This window comes from Allomuricauda sp. TY007 (assembly GCF_010468565.1).
Lineage (GTDB): Bacteria > Bacteroidota > Bacteroidia > Flavobacteriales > Flavobacteriaceae > Flagellimonas.
On record NZ_WUEG01000013.1, the window covers coordinates 19,247 to 44,462 of the forward strand.

A 25,216-nucleotide genomic window follows, 5' to 3' on the forward strand; every position below is an offset into this window, starting at 1 on the left:
ATCAATATCCTTCATTCTGTTCCAAATATCCTGCAACATTGGATGCACCATCTATGGCATCCTGAGGAATCGGGAACAATCTGTGGTATACGTTGTCGTCTGTTTTTTCTGTCCAAGTATCTTCGTAACGACCAAACCTAATCTGGTCGCTTCTTCGGAAACCTTCCCAGTACAGTTCAAAACCACGTTCGCGGTAGAGTATATCCAAATCAATGGACGGCAATGCTTTCGGGGTTTGTTCTGGGCGCGCAGTCCTTGACGTCCTAACTGTATTTACATCGGCCAAAGCACCTGCATTGTCCCCTATTCTTAATTTGGCTTCGGCTCGCATCAAATAGATTTCCGCCAAACGCATCAAGACAAGGTCAACGCTACTATAGTTGTTACCATCGTTAGAGGTGCGGCTAAACTGGTATTTGGATACGCGATAACCGTTCCTGTGCAATCTACCTTCGTTGGTAAAGTCCACTTGCAAGGTATGGTTCACATAATCCACATCCTTATCGGGTCCATTGCCCTTTCTTTGGATCACAGGGTAAATTCGGTACCCTCCATCACAAGTATAAAAAGCACCATTTTCATCTTTACGTGGTCCCCAGATCACACCTCGGATAATCCCCCTGTTGATTTCAAAATCCTCTGCGGACATACAGTAGTAATGATTTGCATCGTTCTCAGGTGAAACTCCGGTCAAATCCTGAAGCTCGGCTGGTATGATTTGATTCTCCTTATAAAACCTTGCATCTGCCTCCGCTGGATCTACATCTCCATAAGCATCCACCCAAGTTTGATAAAAATCGGGGGTAATGGCCGGCCCGTCGGTTCCATCCGCATCAGGATATTCCGGTCTGGGATACCAAGACCCTGCCAAGGACCAATAGGCCCAACGGCTGTGTTCATTGTTCATGACACCGCGCTGGTCCAAAGCAAAGATCAACTCTGGGTTATCGTGGTTTTCATCATTGAAAAGCTCAAAATACTCAGGCGACAATGAGTACATTCCAGAATTGACAATCTTATCGGTGTACTCTATCACCTTGTTCATGTCCTCTGTGGTAAAATCAGGAGTTCCATAAGGGTCGCGATACACTGCGGCATTCAGGTTCAATCTCGCCAAAAATCCCCAAACAGCGGATTGGGTAATTCTTCCCGGCCCTCTGCTGGCATTTATCACATCAACAACGGAAAGCAGTTCACTCTCGATGTAATCAATGGCTTCTTGTCCCCGGATTACTTCGGCAAGTTCTCCCGAGGCTTCTTTCCTAAAGGCCAACCCCCAACTATCCAAGGTCAGCATGTTTAAATATGCCCTAAGGGCTATCATTTCGTGCAATGCACCTTCTGCCTCGGTATTCCCTTGATCTGCCAATGGCTGCAATACTTCGATAGCGGTGATGGCCCTGGAAATATTTCGTGTCACTTCGTTCCAAGAGCTCCCTACCAAGCTGTTACTTGGGGCAATAGTATGGCGGTGTGCTTCCAAAAACTTTCCGTTATCGTACCAGTCCGTTCCTCCACGGTATGGCAAAATGGCCTCATCCGAAGGAATCAACTGCAATCCAAAATAATTGGTATGCCTCCAAGTCCAGGCAATTTGTCCATACGCAGGAGCAATGGCCCCACTGATGGCCTCTGCCTGACCACTACCTTCCAAGGATTCATCAATAACTTCTTCTTCTAAATCGGTACAGCTTATATTGGACAACAAGCCTATTCCGAACAGTGCGATTATTATTTTATGCTTCATTTTTGAAGTTTTTTTTATTAGAATGATACGTTTAAGCCAAATACAAGTGTTCTTGTTTTAGGGTAATTGAAATAATCAATCCCAAAGGTCTGTATCCCGTCAACGGTCAAGTTCGAATTGATCTCGGGATCAAAACCACTGTAATCCGTAATCACAAACAAGTTTTGCCCCGTAACGGACAAGCGGATCGTGTTGACCAACCCATCAAGCCCAATCAGTTCCGGGTTTAGGTTATACCCCAAGGTTGCATTGTTCAATCTCAAGAAATCACCATTTTCCAGGTATCGGGTAGAAACGGCATTGGAATTGGTGATATCCTCATTGGGGAACTGCGTGGCGATGGATGTGGTATTGAAATTGGAGCTCAAAAGCCCCTTGCTGAACAATGACATGGCAGTGTGGTTATAGACCTTGTTTCCGGATACTCCATTAAAATTCAACCCAAGATCAAAATTCTTGTAATTGAAATTCAGGTAAAAGGCATAGATCAAATCCGGCAGTGCACTTCCCACTACTTTTCTGTCTTCGGAAAGTATACTCAAACCATCTTCTCCTATTCCCATAAACTCTTGCATATAAAAAGCTCCAATAGGTTCACCGTTGATATTACCATTTATCGTGGCATCGGTCTGACCTGCTCCCTGTGCCGCCCCTGTGGTCAGCACCTCGTAAGGGGAATTGGATACTTCGTTCTTGGTATAGGCCAAATTACCTCCGATGTTATAGGAGAAATCCTTTGTATAATCACTTTTATAATCCAATGCGAATTCAATACCGTTGTTTTTGATTTCCATATCGGGAATGTTCGTCCAATATTTATCGGTAGGCTGAACCGGGTCAGCTGGAGTTACCTCCAACAAAATATTCTCGGATACTTTATTAAAGTAATCCAAACTACCGGACAAACGGTTATTGAAAAGACCAAAGTCCAAACCGATGTTGGTCTGCTGTGATACTTCCCACTGGATATCCGGATTGGCCAAACGGGTGTAAATGGTTCCGTATGGGTAATCAGCCAATGTGCTTTCGTCACCGTTCAGCGGATAGGAATCGTTATTGTCCCTACTATCGGTAAAGCTTCGCTTGGTGATTTTTGATGGGATTTCCTGGTTACCTGTCTTACCCCAACTCGCTCTCAACTTCAAGTTGTTGATCGTTGCATTTTCTCTCATGAACTCCTCGTTCATAATGTTCCAACCTGCTGCTACGGAAGGAAAGTATCCGTATTTGTTGTTACCTCCGAACTTGGATGAACCATCCGCTCTCATTGTGGCGGTCAACATATACTTATTGTCAAACACATAATTGGCCCTTCCAAAGAACGATTGCAGCTCATTTTTGGTGGCATAGGTGTTCATGTAGGTCGGTGTTTCCTCAGAACTTATCTGATCTTGGTATTTTGGATCGATACCATTATCCGAAAACTCTTCCATTTCAAAACTCTTTTGATGCACAAAGGTTTCTTGGTAGGTATGCCCCACTAGGAAAGTAAAATTATGCCTTTCGGTCAAGAGGTTGTACGTCAAGGTATTCTCGATAAGGCTATTCTTATTGGTAGTGTAAATACTGTTGAGCTCCCCTCTACTATAACCTTCCAGCAAAGAATAGGGTTTGTACTGTACATCCCTTTCAGTGGAGGAGTAATCCACACCCAAGTTCAACTTATAGGTAAGTCCCTTTACTATTTCAAAGGATGGCGCAAGGTTGGCCAAAATGCGATGGTTGATGGCATCATCACTATAAATTCGCTCCCTTGTCAAAGGGTTGAGCATATTGTCCAATAAAGCTGGCTCACCATCAACATACAATGGCAAGGTAGGGTTCAACTGAAGCATATCCCTTACTATGGCATCAGAATCGGCGCGTAGGTTCTCTGTGCGAGTTGCCGTCATATTAAACTCGACTTTTAATCGATTGTTGAATGCTCTTTGAGTAAGGTTCAATCGACCTGAATAACGCTTTAGGTCATTGCCCCTAAGAATTCCTTCTTGGTCATTAACTCCCAAAGAGGCACGGTACGAAAATTGCTCGGATGCTCCGCTCATGGCCAAGTTCACATTCTTGGTAAACCCGGTTCTGCTAAGCGCATCTTGCCAATTGGTATTGGCCCCGCCATCATCCAAAGTACCGCCTGCGGCAACAACCTCTTGTCTAAATTGATTTGCAGAGAAAACATCCACTTGATTGGCCAAGCTCGAAAAACCAGTGGACACGTTCAAATCCATTTGGGTCCTTCCGGCCTTGCCCCTTTTTGTGGTGATCACAATTACACCATTGGCTGCCCTAGCCCCATAAATGGCTGCAGCAGAGGCATCCTTTAAAACATCGATACTTTTAATATCCTGTGGATTGATGAAGTTCAACGGGTTGGTCGGCACCCCGGTACTGGTATTGTCCAGAGCAAATCCGTCAATTACATATAATGGCGTTGTTCCGGAACGAAGACTACCTACGCCCCGAATGATCACATCTTGTTGTGCACCCGGTTCACCGCTTACGTTGGAAATATTTACACCGGCAACCTTACCTTGTAAAAGCTGACCTGGGTTCATTACAATTCCTTTGTTAAAATCCTCACTGTCCACCGAGGCAATGGAACCGGTTACATCCGTTTTTCTTTGGGTTCCATATCCAACCACAACAACATCTTCCAGCATGGTGGCATCTTGGAGCAGCTGTACATTGATAGTACTCTGCCCGTTTACCGCAACTTCTTGCGATTTGTACCCTAGATAAGAAACCTGAAGCACGGCATCTTCCTCGACCTCAATGGTGTAATTTCCATCAAAATCGGTAATGGTACCGTTGCCCTTGCCTTTTTCCATTACGGATGCACCTGCCAAGGGAACTCCGTTTTCATCGGTTACCTGCCCAGTAACTGTCAGAAAAACCACTTCAACCACTCGTTTAGGTGCTTTGGGCTTTACATCTATGGAAATGGTATTGTTTATTCTTCTAAAAGTAAGGTCGGCGTCTTTGGCCATCAATTCCAAAACAGATTTCAATGAAACGTTTTGGTACGCAATGTTATAGGTATTCTGCAACCTATCCACTTTGCGGTCATACACAAATTTGAAGTCCGTTTGGTCTTCTATTTGTCTCAGCACATCTACTACGGTGGCGTCGTCCACGGACAGATCCACCTTAAAACTCTCCAAATTCTGACCTCTGGCATCGGCAGCAAGCACCGGATTCAGCAGGGACAAAACAATCAGAAAGCAAAATGTATGGAATGTCAACTTGATTAATTGTTTAATAGTTAGTGAATTCATAATTTCACATAATGTTTAAATGGTTATGATTATTTGTAATTATTGAACTATCGACAGCCTATTTCCGCTCGCCAAAGTGTAATGGGCTGTCTCTTTTTTAATGAGTTTGTTTCTATGTCATAGTTTATTGATGTTTGGTTTCAGTATGGTTTTAGTCTGTACATTTTCCCTTTAATTGAATTTTTTTGCTGTTCAGGAACTCATAGCTTATTCCCTTTTTCGCATAAACTATGCTTTCTAGGATGGCACTCAACCTTTCGTTGTTATATGATGCTGTAAGATGGCACTCCCCGATGTTTTTATTATCTACCAAAAAGGTCACCCCATACCATCGTTCCAAAGTCTCGAGTACTTCGGAGAGTTCTGCATCTTCAAAATGAATGACACCATCTTTCCAATGTAGTAATGCAGCGATATCAATTTTTTTCTTTGAAATGGATTTTGATTGCTTATCGAACACACCTTGTTCGTTTGGCATCAAGAAGATTTCCTTTTCCTTAGAAGCCACCTTTACTTTTCCCGTGGCTACGGTTACGGCCACTTGATTGCTTTCGGAATAGGTATTTACATTGAAAGATGTTCCCAAAACTGTGGTCTCCACCTCTCCAGATTTTATGATGAAGGGTTTATCCAGGTTTTCTGCCACATCAAAAAAGGCTTCACCATCCAACTCCACTACCCGCTTATCGGCTTCGAATAGTTTAGGGAACTTTATGGTACTGCCCGAGTTTAGGTACACTTCGGTGCCATCGGCCAAAACCAGATTCAATTTTTGTCCCCAATCCGTGCTCTTTGTTATTTGGACGATGGGCTTCAAGACTTCCTTATGTTGTGTGAAAGTGTAAGCCATATACCCAAGCCCGATCAACAAAGCTAATGAAGCTGCCACACCGCTCCATTTTAGAATTGGTCTCCTTTTGGAAGTATTGATGTCCCTGATCAGTTTTTGACCAATCTTCTTTTTGTGTTTTGGATTTTTAAATACGCTTTGATGGTTCCGGGAAAGCAACCTATGGTCGAACTCCTCCAGAATCGATTCTTCCTTTTTGGTAATGGTACCATTAAGGTATTTTTTCATCAAATCTTTGATCTCATTTTCAGTCATTGTATGTCCGTTTCAACTACTAGTACCACAAACGCACAGGGACGCACACTCAAAAATTCTGTTTTAATGATTACTTAAACTTAATGGGCAGTGCTTAACCTTTAGCTAAAAAAGAAGGCATTTAAAGGAACATTGACTTAACAATGGAAAGGTCCTTACGAAGACGCCTAAGCGCAAAAGAAATCTGGTTTTCGACCGACCGGTGGGAGATGTTCAACTGTTGCGCTATTTCCTTATTACTGATGTTGTGTATCCGGCTCAACCGAAATACCTCTTGGCATCTTTGGGGAAGAGTGGACACACTCACATCGATACGTTTTGAGAGCTCCAGAACATCCTCTTCCAACTCCGTTTCCGAGGCCACATAAACCGAATTTGCCGCTTCTATCTGCGTTTTATTGAACTTGGCATCCCTCAAGGCATTATAACACTTATAACATATGGCCTTGAACAAGTACGATTTGATGTTGTCGACCTCGATACTTTCCCTTCGCTGCCAATAGTCTATCCATATTTCCTGTACCAAATCCTTTGCAAGGGAATCGTTCATTACCAAAGAAGCAGCGTAAACATACATGGGTTCCCATAGCATGGAGAACAGGCTATTAAATGCATCCCTGTCCGAAGCCTTTACGCGGACAGCAAGTTTATACTGCGCTTCATTTGTATGGGGGTGTTTCATCAAAGACAAATTTCATAAAAATAAGAGTGGACGGATATTATGATATTGTAAACTTTACGAAAACTTGTTCTCGTATTGGTTTTAAAAACCATCTCCCATAAAAAGCCATTAAAACCCTTCCCTTTTATCCAAAAAAATTATATTTGCACACCTAAAATGCCAAAGGCCCACGTGGTGGAATTGGTAGACACGCTACCTTGAGGGGGTAGTGTTCGTAAGGACGTGCTGGTTCGACTCCAGTCGTGGGCACAGAAGAAAACCGCAAGAGATTGCGGTTTTCTTATTTTTTAGGCTACGGATAAACCTCAATTCTTCGTCTTTCTTTTTACTTCTGCTTTTTTTATTTATTTTCCGAGAGATTCCTAATCAGTTATAGTTGAATACTTATCCCTTATATAAACAATAGACATGGATGCACAAGTATCAAGTGAAATTTCCATGTTTTATGGATGGTGGCAGCTTTCGGTATGCCTTTTTGCATTTCTTTCCCTAATGGCCATTTGGTACCATATCGGGAAAAAGCAAAATGATTATGGCCCTGTTTGGTTGGCCCTATCCGTACTTTGTTGGGCATTATCCGGACTAGTTGAAATCATTTCCCTTAACTACAACGGACTTTACCCACATTTTAAAGACGGGCTCAGAAGCACCTTATCCTTGACCAACAGTTTGTTTATTTTGATGGCTCTGCCTTGGTTCAAATATTTGCCCAAACAATTGGCTCCTTTGATAAAATCGAAGTTTTGGCCCTACATCATCGGTATTCCTTTTGCATTTGCACTGTTTCCTACCTTGTTCAAAATGTTTCTGGTCCGTGAAGCATACGTCATCAATGAACTCGATGTTGTTTATGCGCTGTTGACCTTACTATTTTTAGGGTTTGTTCTATGGGAATCCTTTATAAAAAGAAGACTCCCCCTCTTGGGTTGGTTGGCATTGATCACCATTTTGGTAACGTTGATGGCCCAGATGTACAAATTGATGGACAGCACCATCAATCTGTTGTTGTTTTCCGCTATATTCAAAACTTCCCTGATCATGCTGTTCTTTGCCCTGGCACTAAGCTGGGTAAAGGAACTTACCGAAACGGTGATACCAGAACCCCATCAGCTAAAACTTTTATTTGGCAAAACCGATAACCAAAAAAGCGGTGGCGAAACCTCCGTGACCTTGATCGGGTTTGCTGGCAATAAAGATAGAATCGTGCGGCTCACCCCTGCCCTCTACCGCTTGTTGAGAACATTTGCCGAACGCAAACTAAATTCAACCGATAATTGGTTGGAAATCAAACCTAAAAACTTTGAAGCTTCCAAAAACTACGACATCAACGACCACAATGAGCTTAAAAGGTTATTGGAAGCTCTGCTGAATGGACTCTTCGGTAAAAAGAATTGGACAAGGGACAAGCACTATAATCCCTTAAAAAGCACTTTGTTCGAAATGTCGGAAAACAGGGAAAGGAAAATTAGGCTACATATCCCAAAAGAAAACATACATGTTGAAAATGAATGATTTAGCTTTTATTTGTCAGTTCTTTGGTTACTGACATTTTAAGATTCATTCCGACAATTCCCAATAAGTTCAATCCAACAATCGAAATTCAGGCAAACTTTCGACTATGGATAAAACTCTTTTGTACAGCACATTATGTATTCCAAGCAATGCAATTTTAGCATCCACATCCGAAAAAGGTCTGGACGAAAAAATAAATGAAGCCTTTATGCCCTTTGCTGTATGGTGGGAAAACCTGATTTTGGCAGAAATCCCCATTTTCGGGCATGGCATTCCAATAATCCTTATCATTCTGATATTGGGGGCTCTGTTCTTCACTCTCTACTTTGGATTTGTCAACATCCGTCATTTTCCAACAGCCATACAAGTGGTCCGTGGAAAATATGATGAATTTGAAAAGACAGCCCCCAAACCAAAACCACAGGTTTATGAAGTTGATGGTGACTTGGTGGATACCATTAAAGATGAAGGGCATTCCGGAGAGGTAAACCACTTTCAGGCCTTGGCCACCGCAGTATCAGGCACTGTAGGTCTGGGCAATATAGCCATGGTTGCCGTGGCCATTTCCTTTGGAGGCCCCGGGGCCACTTTTTGGATGATACTGGCCGGATTACTTGGCATGTCCACTAAGTTTGTGGAATGCACCCTTGGGGTAAAATATCGAGATATTGATACTGATGGAAACGTATATGGTGGTCCCATGTATTATTTGTCGAAAGGGGTAAAAGAGCGAGGGTTTTCCCGCTTGGGCAAATTTTTGGCCGCCGTTTTTGCCATACTCTGCGTGGGGGCTTCCTTTGGTGGTGGAAACGCTTTTCAAAGCAACCAGGCCGCCGCCCAGATTATAGAACGTTTTGGTTTGACCGGTGATGCTACGGGAAGCATCATTGGCCTTGTTTTTGCAATTTTGGCGGGAATTGTAATCATTGGTGGAATCAAACGCATAGCCAAGGTTACGGAAAAAGTGGTTCCCTTTATGGCCATACTTTATGTGGGTGCTGCACTCTTCATTATATTTTCTAAAATTGAATGGGTCGATGATGCCTTTGCTCTCATCATAAAAGAAGCTTTCACACCCGAAGCAACCATTACAGGTGGATTTGTAGGTGTAATGATCCAGGGGTTTAGAAGAGCTGCCTTTTCCAATGAAGCGGGCGCAGGCTCTGCCGCCATAGCCCACTCGGCCGTGAATACCTCGTTCCCAGCGTCGGAAGGACTGGTTGGCCTGTTGGAACCTTTTATTGACACCGTTCTTGTGTGTACCATGACAGCCGTTGTAATCATCCTCTTTAACATGGACGGTGTTTTTGTATATGGCAATGTTGTTGAGGGCCAAGCCTTAATGACTGATGGAAGTCGGTTGGGCGGGGTCAACATTACATCCCTGGCTTTTGAAAATTCCATTAACGGTTCTTCCTGGATCCTAATGGCCGCTGTATGCCTGTTTGCCTTCAGTACCATACTATCTTGGTCCTATTATGGGCTACAGGCCTGGAAATACCTTTTCGGAAGGGGAAAAATAGTTGACTTAACCTATAAAATCATATTCCTTTTGTTTACAGTGCTGGGTGCTGCGATAACCCTGGATGCAGTGATAAAGTTTTCAGATGCCATGATATTGGCCCTGGTATTCCCAAACATGATCGGTTTGCTCATCTTGTTCCCCTATGTAAAAAAAGAATTCAAAGGCTATATGCATTTGATTGCCAAAAAATCAGCATTTAAAAAAGATAATGGCAAGAAACACCTATAAGAGTTTTTTTCCAAGGGAAAATCCTGTCTGCCTTTAGGAATATATCAAGAACAAGGACTTTGACGTTGAACTCTGCAATCCTTTATAACTTTTTGAGGGTTAGTGCAAATTTTATGATAAAAATCTAGGATGGCATCTATTTAATCGTAAATTTGTTTAATCTTTAAACGCAAAAGATGAACAGTGTAAAAACTTCTTTTAGTATTCGGGATATGGAAAACCTTTCGGGAATAAAGGCCCATACCATTAGAATTTGGGAAAAGCGATATAATTTGTTCAGCCCTGAAAGAACAGACACCAATATCCGCACGTACAACATAAGCAGTCTTCAAAAACTATTGAACGTTACCCTACTTTATAACAATGGGTACAAAATTTCCAAAATTGCCAAGTTGGGCGATGAAAAAATACCCGCATTGGTCAATGAGATTGTTTCACAAAAAAGTGAAAAGAACCATGCACTCAATTCGTTGAAACTATCTATGCTCAATTTTGACCAATCCCTTTTCTTGAAGACTTACAACGGGCTTATGGAAGAGAAATCGTTTACGCAAATCTTTAACGAGGTCTTTATACCCCTGTTGAACGAACTTGGATTGTTATGGCAAACCAACACCATAAGCCCGGCCCACGAGCATTTCATATCCAACTTGATCAAACAAAAAATATACATCCATACCGAGAAGCTTCAATTTGAAAATCCCACAAAAAAAGATGAAGTATACGTACTTTTTCTTCCTGAAAACGAGATACACGAATTGGGACTGTTGTATATCAATTACCAATTGGCCCTTAACGGCTACAAAACTATTTACTTGGGGCAGACCATGCCCGTGGAAAGTCTTGAAGATTTACTAAAGTATTACGATGACATCAGGTTTATTTCCTACTTTACCGTAGCGCCCACCAAAGATGACATTGATGGCTATTTTAAACGATTCCGTAAGGTGTTAAAAAAATCGCCCGGTTCCAAACTTTACGCTTTGGGTCATCAGATACAAGAATTTGAGGATGAGCAACCTTCGGGTCCCATCAAAATATTTAAATCCATTAATCAACTGATAGAATCGCTTTAAGCCCAAATGGAAAAAGTAATTGTCATCGGTTCTGGTTTTTCTTCCCTATCCGCCTCATGCTATCTGGCAAAAGCAGGGTTTGAGGTGGAACTATTCGAAAAAAATGATACCGTGGGCGGTAGGGCAAGACAATTGATCAAAGATGGTTTTACATTTGATATTGGTCCAAGTTGGTATTGGATGCCCGATATTTTCGATAATTTTTTTGCTGACTTCAACAAAAAGACTTCGGATTATTACCAGTTGGACAAGCTAAACCCGGCCTATAAAATTTTCTTCGAAGATGATGTTATCACCATAGGTGACTGTATGGATAAAATATGCAGCGAGTTCGAACGCATTGAATCGGGAAGCAGCGAACATTTGAAACAATTTATAGCCGAAGCCCAAGAAAATTATAATATCGCTATCAACAAGGTGGTGTTGAGGCCAGGTCTTTCGCCTTTGGAACTTGTAACCAAAGAAACCGTTTTAAAGGTTGACCAGTTTTTTAAAACCATAAGTCAACAGGTGCGTAAACGCTTCAAAAATCCAAAGTTGGTATCCACTTTGGAGTTTCCCGTACTTTTTTTGGGGGCCAAACCCAGCAAAACCCCATCCTTCTACAATTTTATGAATTTTGCCGACTTTGGTCTTGGCACTTGGCATCCAAAAGGTGGTATGTACGAAATCATCAAGGCCATGCAAAGTGTGGCAGAAGAATTGGGCGTAACCATACACACCAATAGTCCCGCAACACATATTCTAGTATCCGATGGAGAGGTCTTGGGCATCAGAAGCAAAGGGAAAAATCATCTTGGTGATTATGTAGTGAGCGGTGCCGACTATCACCATTCCGAAACTTTATTGGACAAAAAATACCGACAATATTCCGAAGAATACTGGAACAAAAAAACCTACGCCCCTTCCTCTCTGTTGTTCTATATAGGTTTTGACAAGAAGTTGGAAAATATTGAACATCACAATTTGTTTTTTGATACCGACTTTGAAAAACATGCCCAAGAAATCTATGATAACCCCCAATGGCCCAGCAATCCGTTGTTCTATGCCAACTTTCCGTCGGTAACCGATGCCACAATGGCGCCAAATGGTAAAGAAACAGGTTTTTTCTTGGTGCCCATTGCCCCTGGATTGGAAGATACACCACAAGTACGTGACCAATATTTTGATATTGTAATGGACCGATTTGAAAATTTAACCAAGCAAACTGTAAAAAAATCAGTAATTTTTAAGGAAAGTTTCTGTGTAAACGATTTTGTGGAGCAGTACAATTCCTATAAAGGTAATGCCTATGGCTTGGCAAACACGTTGCGCCAAACCGCTTTTTTACGACCTAACCTCAAAAGTAGCAAAGTAAAAAAATTGTTCTTTACCGGTCAGTTGACCGTCCCCGGCCCAGGGGTACCACCATCCCTGATCTCCGGAAAATTGGTGGCTGATTTAATCATTAAGGAAGTAAAAAGATGAAAACTATTTTTGACGAAGTATCCTACAACTGCAGCAAGGTCGTGACGCAGTCTTACAGCACCTCTTTTTCGTTGGCCACCAAAATGTTGGCTCCGTCCATCCGTTCCGATATTTATAATATTTATGGGTTTGTACGCTTTGCTGATGAAATCGTGGACACTTTCCATGAGTATGACAAAGCAAAATTGTTCAATGGCTTTGAAAAAGATATGGAACAGGCCCTTGAGGACAAAATAAGCCTTAACCCTATTTTGAATTCCTTTCAGTATACCTATCACAAGTATGGCATTCCACATCATTTGGTAGCGTCGTTTATGAAAAGTATGCGTATGGACCTTACCAAAAAAAACTATGAGACTTTTGATGAATACCGTGAGTATATTTATGGCTCTGCCGATGTTGTTGGATTGATGTGCCTTTGTGTATTTGTAAAAGGCGACAAGGAAAAGTATGAAAAACTAAAAGAATCGGCCATGGCTTTGGGTTCCGCTTTTCAAAAAGTGAACTTTTTACGTGATCTAAAAGCTGATTACGAGCATTTGAACCGGACCTATTTCCCGAACACCAACTTGATGGAACTGGACGAGGAGTCCAAAAAGCGTATCGTAAACGAGATCAAGGCCGATTTTGCACTTGGGTACTCAGGAATTGTACAGTTGCCCGAACAAGCCAAGTTTGGAGTTTATACCGCATATAGATATTATAAAAAACTGCTTCAAAAATTGCAGGGAACACCTCCTCTGGAAATCAAAAACACTAGGATCCGCGTACCCAATTATCAAAAATTTGGTCTGTTGGCACAATCGTACGTAAATTATAAATTACAATTGGTACAATGAAAGTAGCACTTTGGATATTGATATTTTTGGCAACCTTTTGCTTTATGGAGTTTATGGCGTGGTTTACACATAAATACGTTATGCATGGTTTTCTATGGAGCCTTCATAAGGACCACCATAAAAAAGACCATAATTCTTGGTTTGAGCGGAATGATGCTTTCTTTATTTTTTACGCCGTTGTAAGCATGACGTTGTTTTACTTGGGCAGTTACACCTCGTTTTGGTATGGATGGCCATTAGGATTTGGCATTTTGGCCTATGGCATTGCTTATTTTACGGTCCACGACATATTTATTCACCAACGCTTTAAAATATTTAGGAATGCCAATAATTGGTATGCGCGAGGAGTACGTAGAGCGCACAAAATCCATCATAAACATTTGGGCAAAGAAGATGGGGAATGCTTTGGAATGTTGGTCGTCCCTTTCAAATATTTTAAGAAGAAATAATAGCTATTCGGAAATCAACTTATCCAACAGGCTACGGGTTTTGTCGGAATTCCAATTGGCGGCTCCCGTTTTATCCACTACTACATTGCCCTTTTTATCAATAATATAGGTTACGGGAATACTACCACTTTCCAACTCCTTTGGTGTGGCCGAAGCCTGAAAATATACTGGTAAATCATAGCCTTTTTTCTTTAGAAAAGCTTTTACTTTTTCCTTCTCATCATTGGCCACGAAGGCAAATGCGGCTTTATTCTTATAATCCGAGTACAATTCCACAAATCCAGGAAGTTCTGCAACACATGGCGGGCACCAGGTTGCCCAAACGTTCACCAAAATAACTTCTCCCTGTTTAGATTGAAGGTTAGTTGATTTACCTTCAAGGTCAACAAGGTCCCAATTATAGTTTTTTAATGTAGCTTGTTCATCCTTGTCAACTGTGCTTGGACTGATTACTGTGGCAACGATTTTATTGACCCATACCCGTGGATAAAAGCCCAAAGGGGTAAAAAGTATGAGTACTATGGCCAATATCCATATAGCGTTGCTAATCTGTTCTTTGGTGATTTTCATTCTGCGATTAACCTTTCCATTAATTTATAAACTTTTTTGGTGCTCCAATCCGAAATTCCTTCTTCGTGAATCACAATGTTTCCTGATTTATCGATTAAATAGGAAGAAGGTACCTCGCTGGGATCAATGGGCATTTTTTCACCTATGATCAAATAGGTTACCGGAAATGTAAACTCGTGCTCTTCCATAAAAGCCTCAACAGGTGCTCTCTCCTCATTGGTGATGATGTAAAAATCAACTTCACCTTTATATTTGTCGTATAATTCCTGAATACTTGCAAGCTCTGCTTCCGATGGCAATCGCCATGAAGCCCATAAGTTGATGAAAATTACCTTTCCTTTAGATTTTTCAAAGTTGAAAAAGTTCCATTCTGCATCTTTTAGCTCCCAATCGTAATCGGTGATTTTTTGTTGCTCGCTTTTTTCGATGACTTCGGGAGAAAATGCAAACACCCTGTTCAACCAAATTTTTCCGTAGTAACCGATCGGGGTCACAAAAAACGATAGGATAAAAAGAATCAATACAACATTGAGAATGGTCTTTTTGTTGATCTTCATTGAAAATTATTTGTCAAAAATTAAAAACTCCTGACATCTTTTACAACATCAGGAGTTTTTACAGATTATGTTAGATACAATTAAGCATTCTGTTTCTTAATCAGGTTCAAGGCCGAACCTTCGTTGAACCACTTGATTTGCGCATCATTGTAGGAGTGGTTTGCCTTGATGGTATCCTTACTTCCATCGGCGTGCACTACTTCGATGGTCAAAGGTTTGTCCGGAGCAAACTCAGCTGCATCAACAATATTGAACGTATCATCCTCCTGGATCAAATCGTAATCGTCCTCATTGGCAAAGGTCAACGCCAACATCCCTTGTTTCTTCAAGTTGGTCTCGTGAATCCTTGCAAAGGATTTTACCAATACAACGGCAACACCCAAATGTCTTGGTTGCATGGCCGCATGCTCACGTGAAGAACCTTCTCCGTAGTTGTGGTCCCCCACAACAACCGTCATGATTCCTTTTTTCTTGTATTCACGTTGCGTATCCGGAACTCCTCCATACTCACCGGTCAATTGGCTTTTTACCAAATTGGTTTTTTGGTTAAAGGCGTTTACGGCTCCGATCAAGGTGTTATTGGCAATGTTGTCCAAATGCCCTCTAAAACGCAACCAAGGTCCTGCCATGGAAATGTGATCCGTAGTACATTTTCCAAATGCCTTGATCAAGAGTTTCATTCCTTGAAGGTTACTGGCTTTAATGGGTTCAAAAGGGGTTAACAATTGCAAACGCTCCGAACCTTCGGCCACGATCACATCTACACCGCTTCCGTCTTCGCGTGGCTCAACATAGCCGTTCTCTTTTACTTCAAAACCTTTTGGTGGCAATTCCCATCCTGTTGGCTCGTCCAACATTACTTCTTCGCCATCTTCGTTGATCAACTTATCCGTTAAGGGGTTAAAATCCAAACGACCTGCAATAGCGATTGCAGCGGTCATTTCGGGCGAAGCTACGAAAGCGTGTGTATTGGGGTTTCCATCGGCGCGCTTTGCAAAGTTTCGGTTAAAGGAGTGAACGATGCTGTTCTTTGGTGCGTTCTTTGGGTCTTTATAACGGGCCCATTGACCTATACATGGTCCACAAGCGTTAGTAAAGATCGTGGCATCCAATTTTTCGAATATCTCAAGGATACCATCACGCTCCGTAGTATATCTTACTTGTTCCGAACCTGGGTTGATACCAAATTCAGCTTTTGTCTTCAATTTTTTATCCAAAGCCTGTTGTGCAATAGATGATGCTCTCGACAAATCTTCGTAGGAAGAGTTGGTACAAGAACCTATCAATCCCCACTCAACAGCCAAAGGCCAATCATTTTTTTCTGCTTTTTCCCTCATGGTACCTACTTCGGTTGCCAAATCCGGGGTAAATGGTCCGTTTAGCAAAGGCTTTAATTCGGAAAGGTTGATTTCGATTACTTGATCAAAATATTGTTCTGGATTGGCATAGACCTCTGGGTCAGCGGTCAAATGTTCTTTAACTTTATTGGCTTCATCGGCAACATCGGACCTGTCCGTAGCTCTTAAATAGCGCTCCATGGACTCGTCATAACCAAAGGTTGAGGTGGTTGCCCCAATTTCAGCACCCATGTTACAGATGGTTCCTTTACCTGTACAGGACATGGAAGTGGCTCCTGGGCCAAAATATTCCACAATGGCACCTGTTCCCCCTTTTACGGTAAGAATTTCGGCCACTTTTAATATAACATCTTTAGGTGCTGTCCAGCCAGAAAGTTTTCCTGTTAATTTTACACCAATCAACTTAGGGAATTTGAGTTCCCAAGCCATTCCTGCCATTACATCCACAGCATCAGCTCCACCAACTCCAATGGCCACCATTCCCAATCCACCGGCGTTTACCGTGTGGGAATCGGTTCCGATCATCATACCTCCGGGAAATGCATAATTTTCCAAGACAACTTGGTGAATAATACCTGCACCTGGCTTCCAAAACCCAATTCCATATTTGTTCGATACAGACCCCAAGAAGTCAAAAACCTCTTTACTGGTTTCGTTGGCGTGCTTTAAATCCGTGGCTGCGCCATCCTTGGCTTGGATCAAGTGATCACAGTGAACTGTTGTAGGTACCGCTACTTTATCCTTGCCCGCCTGCATAAATTGAAGCAAGGCCATTTGCGCCGTTGCATCTTGACAAGCGATTCTATCGGGTGCAAAGTCAACGTAATCCTTGCCTCTTACAAATGCTTTTTCGGGTTTACCGTCCCAAAGGTGGGAGTATAAGATTTTTTCGGAAAGTGTAAGGGGCTTGCCCACCAATTCACGGGCTTTTTCCACACGTTCCCCTATGGAAGCGTAAACACCCTTAATCATGTCTATATCAAATGCCATTATACAATTGAGTTTTTAAGATTTTCGTAATTCGGTAAATTTACTAAAATGAGAAGTAATTTGGAATTAGAATCGCACTAAATAAGTGTTGACTTTCTTATTTTTTACAACAATTCCGTGATAATTTTTTCCTCATTGATGCCTTCAGCCTCCGCTTTGTAGTTTTTTAATATCCTGTGGCGAAGGATTCCCAAGGAAACTGCCTTAACATCTTCAATGTCCGGAGAGAACTTCCCATTGATTGCTGCATGGGCCTTGGCGGCCAAAATGAGGTTCTGTGACGCCCTTGGGCCCGCTCCCCAATCAATATAATTTTTTACGTAATCGGACGCACCTTCTTGGTCTGGTCTTGTGCTATTGACCAACCTAACCGCATAATCCACAACATTGTCCGGTACGGGTATACGTCTTACCAAATGTTGCACTTGGATGATTTCGTCGGCATTGAAAAGTGTGTTTATCTGGACCTCATCATCTGCAGTAGTGGATTTCACCACTTGGATTTCCTCTTCGATCGAGGGGTATTTCAGCTCTATGGCGAACATAAAACGGTCCAATTGCGCTTCGGGCAATGGGTAGGTCCCTTCTTGCTCTATCGGGTTTTGTGTGGCCAGTACAAAATAGGGCCGATTCAATTTGTACTGCTTTCCTGCAATGGTCACAGCTCTCTCCTGCATGGCTTCCAGTAAAGCTGCTTGGGTCTTTGGTGGTGTACGGTTGATCTCATCCGCCAAAATGATATTGCCAAAAACAGGTCCCTTTATAAATTTGAAGTTTCGGTTTTGGTCCAACACCTCACTTCCTAGAATATCGCTGGGCATTAGGTCGGGCGTAAACTGGATTCTTTTAAAATCCAGCCCCAAGGTTTGTGCAATGGTGTTGACCATTAAGGTTTTTGCCAGACCGGGAACACCGATCAACAAGGAGTGCCCCCCCGTGTAAACGGATAGTAGTATTTGCTCGATCACTTCATTTTGGCCCACAATGACCTTGGCAATCTCTTTTTTTAAATCTTGGTGCTTTTTTACCAGATTTTCTACTGCAACCACATCCGACATACAATTATTCCTTTACCCAGTTGTTTGCAAAATCGCAGTTCCTACTTTCGGAGTCAACGTGGATATAAGTATCCTCTATATGTTCGTCCATCCATTCTTTAATGGCCTTGAATTGTTTTTCTCGTAGTGCCAGTTCCTGGATTTTCATGTAGTCTTTTGCAAAATCTGCCTCGTGTTCGTCATATCTGTTGGAAATCTTCATGATTTTGAACTTGGGAGCTCCTCCTCTTTGGTCATCTTCACGAATGGGACGTGATATTTCACCATCCTTTAAATCCCTAACTTGATTGTATAGTGTTGGATCCATTTTGGTCAGCTCAAAACGGGAATCAAAGTTTACTGGGTTACGGAGCAATCCACCATCGAACTTGGTCTCTTTTTCGTCTGAAAAGTTCAATGCAGCCTCTGCAAAGGTGTATTTGCCATCCAAAATTTGTTGGCGGATAGTATCCAATTCATTTACGGCCTTATCAATAGCACTTTGAGGAATTTTAGGAATCATCAGGATATGTCGAAGATCCAACTCTTGTCCCCTGATTTTTTCTATATAAATAATATGATAACCGAAACTTGTTTCAAAGGGCTCCGATATCTCCCCTTCTTGAAGACTGAAGGCTACATCCTTAAATTCTTTTACAAACGGAGTTTCTTTCGTCATACTATAAAAACCTCCTTTGGATTTAGAACCTGGATCTTGTGAATACAAAATTGCCTTTACATTAAAGCTAGCATCGTTTTCCAAAACGTCCTGACGAATTTCCTTTAACTGGTCAATGACCTTTTGTTTTTCCTCCTCTGGTGCTTCTGGCTGTTTCACAATCTGTGCAATTTCCAGTTCTGCTCCAAAAACAGGCCTTTCATCTTCTGGAATTTTATAGAAAAATTGGCGAACTTCTTCTGGGGTCACCTCGATTTCCTCAACAATTTTGTTTTGCATTTTTTCGGAGAGCATACGCAGTTTGTTGATCTCAAAAAGTTCTTCTCGGAAACTTTCCATATCGGGCTTTTTATAATAGCTCAGCATTTTTTCAACACTACCTATTTGTTGGGTAAGTTGTTGTATCTGCTGATCACTTTGGGCATTTACCATATCGTCGGACACCAATAAACTATCCTGTACCGCTTGGTGAGCGTACAATCTATCCTCCATAAGTTTGCCCAATAGGTTGCATCGGGTAACATCTTCGGTGGATGCCCCTTGATTTTGAAGGTCTATCAATGTTTTATCGATATCCGATTCCAAGATCACGTAATCCCCGACCACGGCGGCAATACCATCCAATTTTACTTTTTTGGTGTTACTTGTGGAATCCTTTATACCCAATGCTTCGTCGGTTTCCTGCGCTTGTACCATACCGAACAATGCAAAAAATGCAATAAAAAGTCCTTTAATTTTCTTTGTCATAAACCTCAAATTCATTCTTCTTAATAGCTTCATCAATAATTTCGGTTTCCAGTTTTTTTATGTAGTTCAACCGTCTCCTGTTCAATATCAATTGTTTGATGTCCGGCTCCACATAATCAAAAGGAGCTGTTTCGTTGACTTCCAACACATTGGTCACCAAGCCCAAATATACCTCTAACGAATCTTGTAACTCAAAAAATTGTGATTTTTTTAAGTGGGTTTCCTCATTTGCCCGCGTTAAAGGTGGGATTTCCTCGATTACCCGTGATGTACTTATCCAAATAGAATCGTTAAAATGAATTTTGTTAAACTGTACCGCGATAGAATCCAAATACCTCTTATCCGAATCGTCCCATTTTTTTATTTTGGCCTCTACACCGTCCCTGTCCAAAAACTTTTCGGACATACCCACAAACCTGAGCTGCACCAATTTTTCGTTCAGTTTAAAGTTCTCTTTCTCTCGCTCGTAAAACTCCTGTAGCTGTGCCTTGGTAACGGAAGTGTCTTGGGATTGGTTCACCAATGCTTCTATATAAGCCCTTGTATAAAGGTCGGCCCGATAATCGGACACCAAACGGTCAAATTCGGCCAACTTTTCTTCGGGCAGGTTTATTTTAGATTTGGACAACAATAATTGCTTCGATGCCCAATTGTTTATATAATTCGTCACAAATATGGTGCTGTCCTCCGCTGTCATATCATCCCCGATCAAGGAAGCAATGTCCTCTTTGTACAAAAAAGTTTCGTCAACCCTTGCCAAAGGTTCCTTTTCTTCTTCCTTGTTGAACATGCCCTCGCAAGAAGAAACGAGGATTGCTATAAAAGCGCAAAGAAGGAACAGCGTATTTTTTTGGTGCTTAAGCATTTCGCAAAAATAACAATTACAAAATCCCTTACAAGAAGGTTCTAATTTCATTAACAGATTTTTTTTAGTTGGAGATAGATGCCAGAAATTGCTACATTAGTGCAAAACCAAACCAAACATGAAGTACACTACCGAAATTGTTGTTGATGTCCCAAGGGAAGAATTCATCAAAAAGATGGACGATCCCCAAAACATGAGGCATTGGCAAAGAGGTCTTGTCAACTATGAACAACTATCACAAAACCCTGGACAGGAAGGTGCCCAAATGAGCCTCAGTTACAAAATGGGCAAACGGGAAATCACTATGGTAGAGACCATCATCAAAAGAAACCTTCCCGACGAACTGCACACCATTTACGACACCAAAGGTGTGCACAATATTCAAAAAAATTATTTTAAGGAAGAAGGGGGCAAAACCCGCTGGATTTCCGAGTCTGAATTCCAATTTTCGGGATTTGGCATGAAACTTATGGGGCTTTTTATGCCCGGGGCGTTTAAAAAACAGTCCCTAAAATACATGCAAGATTTTAAATCCTTCGCCGAAACCGGCAAATCCGTAACCGACTCATAAAAACCATGGAAAAACTTTTGGACAGAAAAATCAAGATTATTTGGGACTTTAGGGGCCCAACCGCATCACATACGGCCGAACATTACCTTAAACACCTTAAAGAATTTGCTGAAGTCGAGGAACTAAAATACGACCTTGAAGGCTTGGAACATTTTAGCCCTACACATAGTATCGCCTATTTGGTGGTGGACGAGGTCGAACTTAAAGAGGTAAGAAGCATTCTTAAACCTCATCGGGGCCAAGTGTATTCAGGGAAAATTTAATTTTTTATCTATGTGGCTTAGAGTTGCTGTATTGAGCTTGCTCTTGTGGGGCACATCTTGTGCAAAAAACAACCCGACCGACCCTCTGGCCAATGTCCTTTCTTCCGAAGACCCAAAAATTAAAAGGGTAATGGATCATCTGGACAAGCACGAAGTCCAGGTCCGGTATACCCGGATAGACCGAAAAAATGACAGCATTATTTTTACGGATTTTGATTTTCAGGTGGATAAAAACAACTATTTCTACCCTGCAAGCACGGTTAAGTTCCCCGCTGCAGTGGCCGCTGCGGAAAAACTCAACGAAATTGACTCACTTTCCCTAAACACCCGGTTTTTTGTTGAAGGTGATTCCGTAAACACAACATTCACAAAGGCCATTTCTGAAATTTTTGCCGTTTCGGACAATGCTGCCAACAACCGATTGGTAGAGTTTTTAGGGCAAGACGACTTGAATGAAAGAATGCAAAGAAGAGGCGTTTCGCCCATTAGGATAGCCCATCGTTTATCTACGGACAATGCTGATGATGTAACTACAAAACCATTGGTTTTTTACCTAAACGATTCCACGACCTCATTGAGCGAACCCATTATAAATTCGCCCATTAAACCACTTGAATTGAATAGGGTTAAAAAAGGAAAAGGTTTTATTTCGGATGAATCTTTACAAATGGGTCCTTTTGATTTTTCGTTGAAAAACTACTATCCCATCGAGGCACAAACTGCGCTTTTAAAACGTATCATCTTTCCTGAAGCATTCCCAAGGGAACAACGTTTTGACCTGAGTGATGATCAACGCGAATATTTGTTGACCGCCATGCACACACTTCCGCCCCAATTAGGTTATGACCCCGATGAGTTTTATGACAGCTATGTAAAGTTTTTTATGTTTGGCGATAGCACCGAGCCCATGCCCGAACACATCAAAATATATAACAAGGTGGGGTACGCATACGGCACGTTAACAGATTGCGCCTATATCAAGGACACCAAAAACAATGTTGATTTTATGCTCACGGCAACGATATTGGTCAATAGTGATGGTATTTTTAATGATGATGCCTACGAATACGACGAAGTGGGCATTCCATTTTTGGCACAATTGGGTCGGGAACTATACGAGTATGAGCTAAGTCGTAAACGTTGACTGGAAAAATTCACCTCTCTTTGAGCCCTAAGAAAAAGTGGGATATTGACCCAAGAATCAAATTCTTTTCGGCAATATCCCACCTTCCGGACTAGAAGAATCCATAAAAGTCAAGAAACCTCATCCAACCATTTCTGGTTGCATGTTCCAGTTTTCGTTACCCAAGAGCACTTGGTCAAAATCTATACCTTCAATCGGTTTTAGGGTTTGGCTTGCTGCGTTCCATTCTATTTTTCTTCCCAACTTCCAGGATAAACCTGCCATGTGGGCAGAAATAGCCTCATCAAAACCTTCTTTGATGCCACAGCTTACGTTTCCACCATTTTTAATAACACTTAACCATTCCCTCATGTGCAAAAAGGTAGAATCTACACGAACCCCATCAATATAAGTCCACATTAGGCCTTTATCGGCAAAGTACTGCGATGTTGCCGATGATACGGCATCTGTTGCATTCGCTGCTGGGTCGTATTGATAGATAGGTACGTCAGGTCTCATTTTTTCCATTTCCAACATATCGGCATACCGGGTAGACGCCCCATCGGGCCAAACCGTTAATCTATTGCCCAGTTCCATTGTGGCGTCGTGACCCATTAAAATAGTTGGGCGGTTGAAACCGTTGCCCAAGGTAGCACTATAGCAAAAGGTCATTCCTTTTTCCTTGCCCTTGGTTTGACTGCTTCCCGTACTGAAATCGGGGAATTCCATATTCACTTGAATCACATCGGGAACATTTCGGCCATCGTTATGGGTATAAATTCCACCTGAAGCACTTACCGAAGCTGGAATTCCCATATTGAGGACGCAGTTCAAGCGGTCGTAATCGTGCGTCAATAAATCCCCGGAAAGTCCGGAGCCATAGGCCCACCATTTACGCCATCTGAAAAAATGATTTTTGTTGAACGGCACCTTTGGTGCCGACCCCAAGAATTGTTCCCAATCAATGGTATCGGGACTGGCTTTTTCGTGAATATCGTAGTTCCATGCCCCGTTGTCGTCGTTCCTGTTTGTGTTTGTCTGGATCAAGGACACATGCCCCAGCGTTCCTTTTTCCACAATGTCGCGGGCCGTGCCAAAACTTAAGGTTTGTCTATGTTGGTGTCCTACCGCAAAAACCGCATCGGATTTTTCGGCCGCTTCACGCAAGGTATAGGTCTCGCCAACAGTATGCGTCATGGGTTTTTCCACGTAGACATGCACATTGTTATTCAAAGTTTCGATTGACATAGGTGCATGCCAGTGGTCTGGCGTAGCGATTACCACGGCATCCACTTCGCCACTTTGAATCATATCTTTGTAGGTCACATACCTTTTGATTTTATTATCATCCGTAGAGAAGGAGTTGATGAATTTCTCAGCACGTACATCGAATACATCACAAATGCCTACCAATTTTACATTGAGCGGTTCTTGTTTCTCAAAATCCTCCAATCTTTTATTGTTCGGATCTTCTTCGGCTTCCAAACGCATTTCTTCTTTCCATTCGTCCGTGGCAAAGCCCAATGCCCTGGTCAATTGTTCCCCTCGGATACCAAAACCTATAATTCCGATTCGAACAGGTTCACCGCCAATAGCCGGAACAGCAGGGGGCAATGATGGTTTTATATTAAGTTGTTCCAATATTTCCGTGCGTTTATTTCTAGACCCCACAGAGGTCGCCGCTCCTGCCCACCATACAGCTCCGAGTATGGGCAGGCCTCCCAATCCTAGTAAAAGATCCCTTCTAGTCCATTTCATTGTTCCTGAGTTTTAAGTTTGTACTTTCTAAGGTAATCCAGGCCAAAGTATTTGCCTGTTGGTAGTTGGTAAATCACAACACAGGCCACAAGTTCAATTAAATTCTTATTGATCAACCAGTAGTTTCCTTCTGCGTTCATTTGTGTTAAACCGGGAAATGGTGGATGGGCCAAGAAATACAATGCCAGCAGACCAATGCCCACAATGGCCCCGATATTTTCAAAGATTCCAAGGGTAAAGGTGACCCCAACCACCATAAGGGCAATAATGTTCAAAGTATCCACCCAACCTATGGTTGCATCGCCGATCAACATGGTAAAAAACCACTCAAAAGGTCCTTGCGCGGTTGCCAAATACCCAAACGATGTCCATTCGGGATTGTACATCTTCACCACACCTTCAAATAAAAAGTGCCACCCGATAAAAATACGAAGCAGGGTAACACTTGCTTTCAGTTTATTTTGATTTTGGTTCATAGTTATATAGTTAATTGCAAACAATCGTTGCTTCTGATATGTTTTAGAAATCAAGAATTGGGAAATGACACATCTGATCTTCTTTTATTTTGAAATACTAAAAGTACCTAACACCACCACCAAATACCATGACAAATGTCATTTTCAAGGATTAGACCTATTGCTTCTGTTTAAACATCAAAATCGCGACTTTAAACAAATGGTTGAAAAGAATTTTCGTCAAATAAAAGCATGTTGAGATAATACACCAAACTGTGCAAGGCAGAGCAAGTATATTATGGAATCACGCGCCTATGATGATAAGAAGAAGAATATTGCCC

At 41.9% G+C, this 25,216-nt stretch carries 21 protein-coding genes and 1 tRNA gene; 10 read left to right on the forward strand and 12 right to left on the reverse strand.

The genetic code is table 11. The annotated features are described in order from the left end of the window. Window position 1: 1 nt before the first annotated feature. The 4 genes from GO009_RS13475 to GO009_RS13490 form a co-directional block, all read right to left on the reverse strand. Window positions 2-1,747, reverse strand: coding sequence for a RagB/SusD family nutrient uptake outer membrane protein (locus GO009_RS13475; RefSeq protein ID WP_163626770.1), 1,746 nt, complete (start codon window positions 1,745-1,747; stop codon window positions 2-4). Between the two features lie 17 nt (window positions 1,748-1,764). Further along, the gene (locus tag GO009_RS13480; protein WP_163626772.1) at window positions 1,765-5,019 is read right to left on the reverse strand and encodes a SusC/RagA family TonB-linked outer membrane protein; all 3,255 of its coding nucleotides are present in this window, start codon (window positions 5,017-5,019) and stop codon (window positions 1,765-1,767) included. A 151-nt stretch (window positions 5,020-5,170) separates the two neighbouring features. After that, on the reverse strand, window positions 5,171-6,124 hold the full coding sequence (locus GO009_RS13485) for a FecR family protein (protein ID WP_163626775.1): 954 nt from the start codon (window positions 6,122-6,124) through the stop codon (window positions 5,171-5,173). 121 nt (window positions 6,125-6,245) lie between these two features. Then, entirely contained in the window at window positions 6,246-6,806 is a 561-nt protein-coding gene (locus GO009_RS13490) for a sigma-70 family RNA polymerase sigma factor (RefSeq protein WP_163626777.1), read from the reverse strand. Window positions 6,807-6,971: 165 nt separating this feature from the next. Between GO009_RS13490 and GO009_RS13495 the strand changes: the two genes are divergently transcribed. From GO009_RS13495 to GO009_RS13525, 7 genes are all read left to right on the forward strand, one after another. Continuing rightward, window positions 6,972-7,055: transfer RNA gene (locus GO009_RS13495), tRNA-Leu, on the forward strand. Between the two features lie 159 nt (window positions 7,056-7,214). Then, the gene (locus tag GO009_RS13500; RefSeq protein ID WP_163626779.1) at window positions 7,215-8,318 is read left to right on the forward strand and encodes a hypothetical protein; all 1,104 of its coding nucleotides are present in this window, start codon (window positions 7,215-7,217) and stop codon (window positions 8,316-8,318) included. Between the two features lie 106 nt (window positions 8,319-8,424). After that, the gene (locus tag GO009_RS13505; protein WP_163626781.1) at window positions 8,425-10,071 is read left to right on the forward strand and encodes a sodium:alanine symporter family protein; all 1,647 of its coding nucleotides are present in this window, start codon (window positions 8,425-8,427) and stop codon (window positions 10,069-10,071) included. 176 nt (window positions 10,072-10,247) lie between these two features. Further along, a complete protein-coding gene (locus GO009_RS13510; protein WP_163626783.1) occupies window positions 10,248-11,147 on the forward strand; it encodes a B12-binding domain-containing protein in 900 nt (299 codons plus the stop codon). Window positions 11,148-11,153: 6 nt separating this feature from the next. Beyond that, window positions 11,154-12,614, forward strand: a complete 1,461-nt coding sequence (locus tag GO009_RS13515) for an NAD(P)/FAD-dependent oxidoreductase (RefSeq protein ID WP_163626785.1) — start codon at window positions 11,154-11,156, stop codon at window positions 12,612-12,614. After that, complete coding sequence (locus tag GO009_RS13520; RefSeq protein ID WP_163626787.1) at window positions 12,611-13,453, forward strand: phytoene/squalene synthase family protein; 843 nt, start codon at window positions 12,611-12,613, stop codon at window positions 13,451-13,453. Before GO009_RS13515 ends, GO009_RS13520 begins: the two co-directional genes overlap by 4 nt. Further along, window positions 13,450-13,902: a sterol desaturase family protein gene (locus GO009_RS13525; protein WP_163626789.1), complete on the forward strand. Its 453-nt coding sequence runs from the start codon at window positions 13,450-13,452 to the stop codon at window positions 13,900-13,902. Before GO009_RS13520 ends, GO009_RS13525 begins: the two co-directional genes overlap by 4 nt. A gap of 3 nt (window positions 13,903-13,905) precedes the next feature. Here GO009_RS13525 and GO009_RS13530 read toward each other — a convergent pair whose 3' ends face one another. The 6 genes from GO009_RS13530 to GO009_RS13555 all read right to left on the reverse strand — a co-directional run bounded on the left by GO009_RS13530 (window position 13,906) and on the right by GO009_RS13555 (window position 20,705). Then, the gene (locus tag GO009_RS13530; protein WP_163626791.1) at window positions 13,906-14,472 is read right to left on the reverse strand and encodes a TlpA disulfide reductase family protein; all 567 of its coding nucleotides are present in this window, start codon (window positions 14,470-14,472) and stop codon (window positions 13,906-13,908) included. Continuing rightward, window positions 14,469-15,029 carry a TlpA disulfide reductase family protein gene (locus tag GO009_RS13535; protein ID WP_163626794.1) on the reverse strand — a complete coding sequence of 187 codons (561 nt, stop codon included), beginning with the start codon at window positions 15,027-15,029 and terminating at the stop codon, window positions 14,469-14,471. Before GO009_RS13535 ends, GO009_RS13530 begins: the two co-directional genes overlap by 4 nt. Window positions 15,030-15,109: 80 nt before the next feature. Then, a complete protein-coding gene (locus GO009_RS13540) occupies window positions 15,110-17,377 on the reverse strand; it encodes an aconitate hydratase (protein ID WP_163626796.1) in 2,268 nt (755 codons plus the stop codon). 104 nt (window positions 17,378-17,481) lie between these two features. Continuing rightward, the gene (locus GO009_RS13545; RefSeq protein ID WP_163626798.1) at window positions 17,482-18,435 is read right to left on the reverse strand and encodes a MoxR family ATPase; all 954 of its coding nucleotides are present in this window, start codon (window positions 18,433-18,435) and stop codon (window positions 17,482-17,484) included. 4 nt (window positions 18,436-18,439) lie between these two features. After that, a complete protein-coding gene (locus GO009_RS13550) occupies window positions 18,440-19,840 on the reverse strand; it encodes a peptidylprolyl isomerase (RefSeq protein ID WP_239057471.1) in 1,401 nt (466 codons plus the stop codon). Continuing rightward, window positions 19,824-20,705 (reverse strand): peptidyl-prolyl cis-trans isomerase, encoded by an 882-nt coding sequence (locus tag GO009_RS13555; protein ID WP_239057472.1) that lies wholly within the window; start codon window positions 20,703-20,705, stop codon window positions 19,824-19,826. Before GO009_RS13555 ends, GO009_RS13550 begins: the two co-directional genes overlap by 17 nt. Window positions 20,706-20,823: 118 nt before the next feature. Here GO009_RS13555 and GO009_RS13560 point away from each other — a divergent pair, with 118 nt between their 5' ends. From GO009_RS13560 to GO009_RS13570, 3 genes are read left to right on the forward strand one after another with little or no spacing between them, the layout of a single operon-like run. Then, complete coding sequence (locus GO009_RS13560) at window positions 20,824-21,276, forward strand: SRPBCC family protein (RefSeq protein ID WP_163626803.1); 453 nt, start codon at window positions 20,824-20,826, stop codon at window positions 21,274-21,276. Between the two features lie 5 nt (window positions 21,277-21,281). Next, window positions 21,282-21,539 carry a hypothetical protein gene (locus GO009_RS13565; protein WP_163626805.1) on the forward strand — a complete coding sequence of 86 codons (258 nt, stop codon included), beginning with the start codon at window positions 21,282-21,284 and terminating at the stop codon, window positions 21,537-21,539. Between the two features lie 10 nt (window positions 21,540-21,549). Next, window positions 21,550-22,683 (forward strand): serine hydrolase, encoded by a 1,134-nt coding sequence (locus GO009_RS13570; RefSeq protein WP_163626807.1) that lies wholly within the window; start codon window positions 21,550-21,552, stop codon window positions 22,681-22,683. Between the two features lie 120 nt (window positions 22,684-22,803). On the opposite strand, the gene GO009_RS13575 is transcribed toward GO009_RS13570, so the two are convergent. Together GO009_RS13575 and GO009_RS13580 are read right to left on the reverse strand one after the other, a co-directional pair. Continuing rightward, the gene (locus GO009_RS13575) at window positions 22,804-24,420 is read right to left on the reverse strand and encodes a Gfo/Idh/MocA family protein (protein ID WP_163626809.1); all 1,617 of its coding nucleotides are present in this window, start codon (window positions 24,418-24,420) and stop codon (window positions 22,804-22,806) included. After that, complete coding sequence (locus GO009_RS13580) at window positions 24,417-24,896, reverse strand: DoxX subfamily (RefSeq protein WP_163626811.1); 480 nt, start codon at window positions 24,894-24,896, stop codon at window positions 24,417-24,419. Before GO009_RS13580 ends, GO009_RS13575 begins: the two co-directional genes overlap by 4 nt. Between the last annotated feature and the right edge of the window lie 320 nt (window positions 24,897-25,216).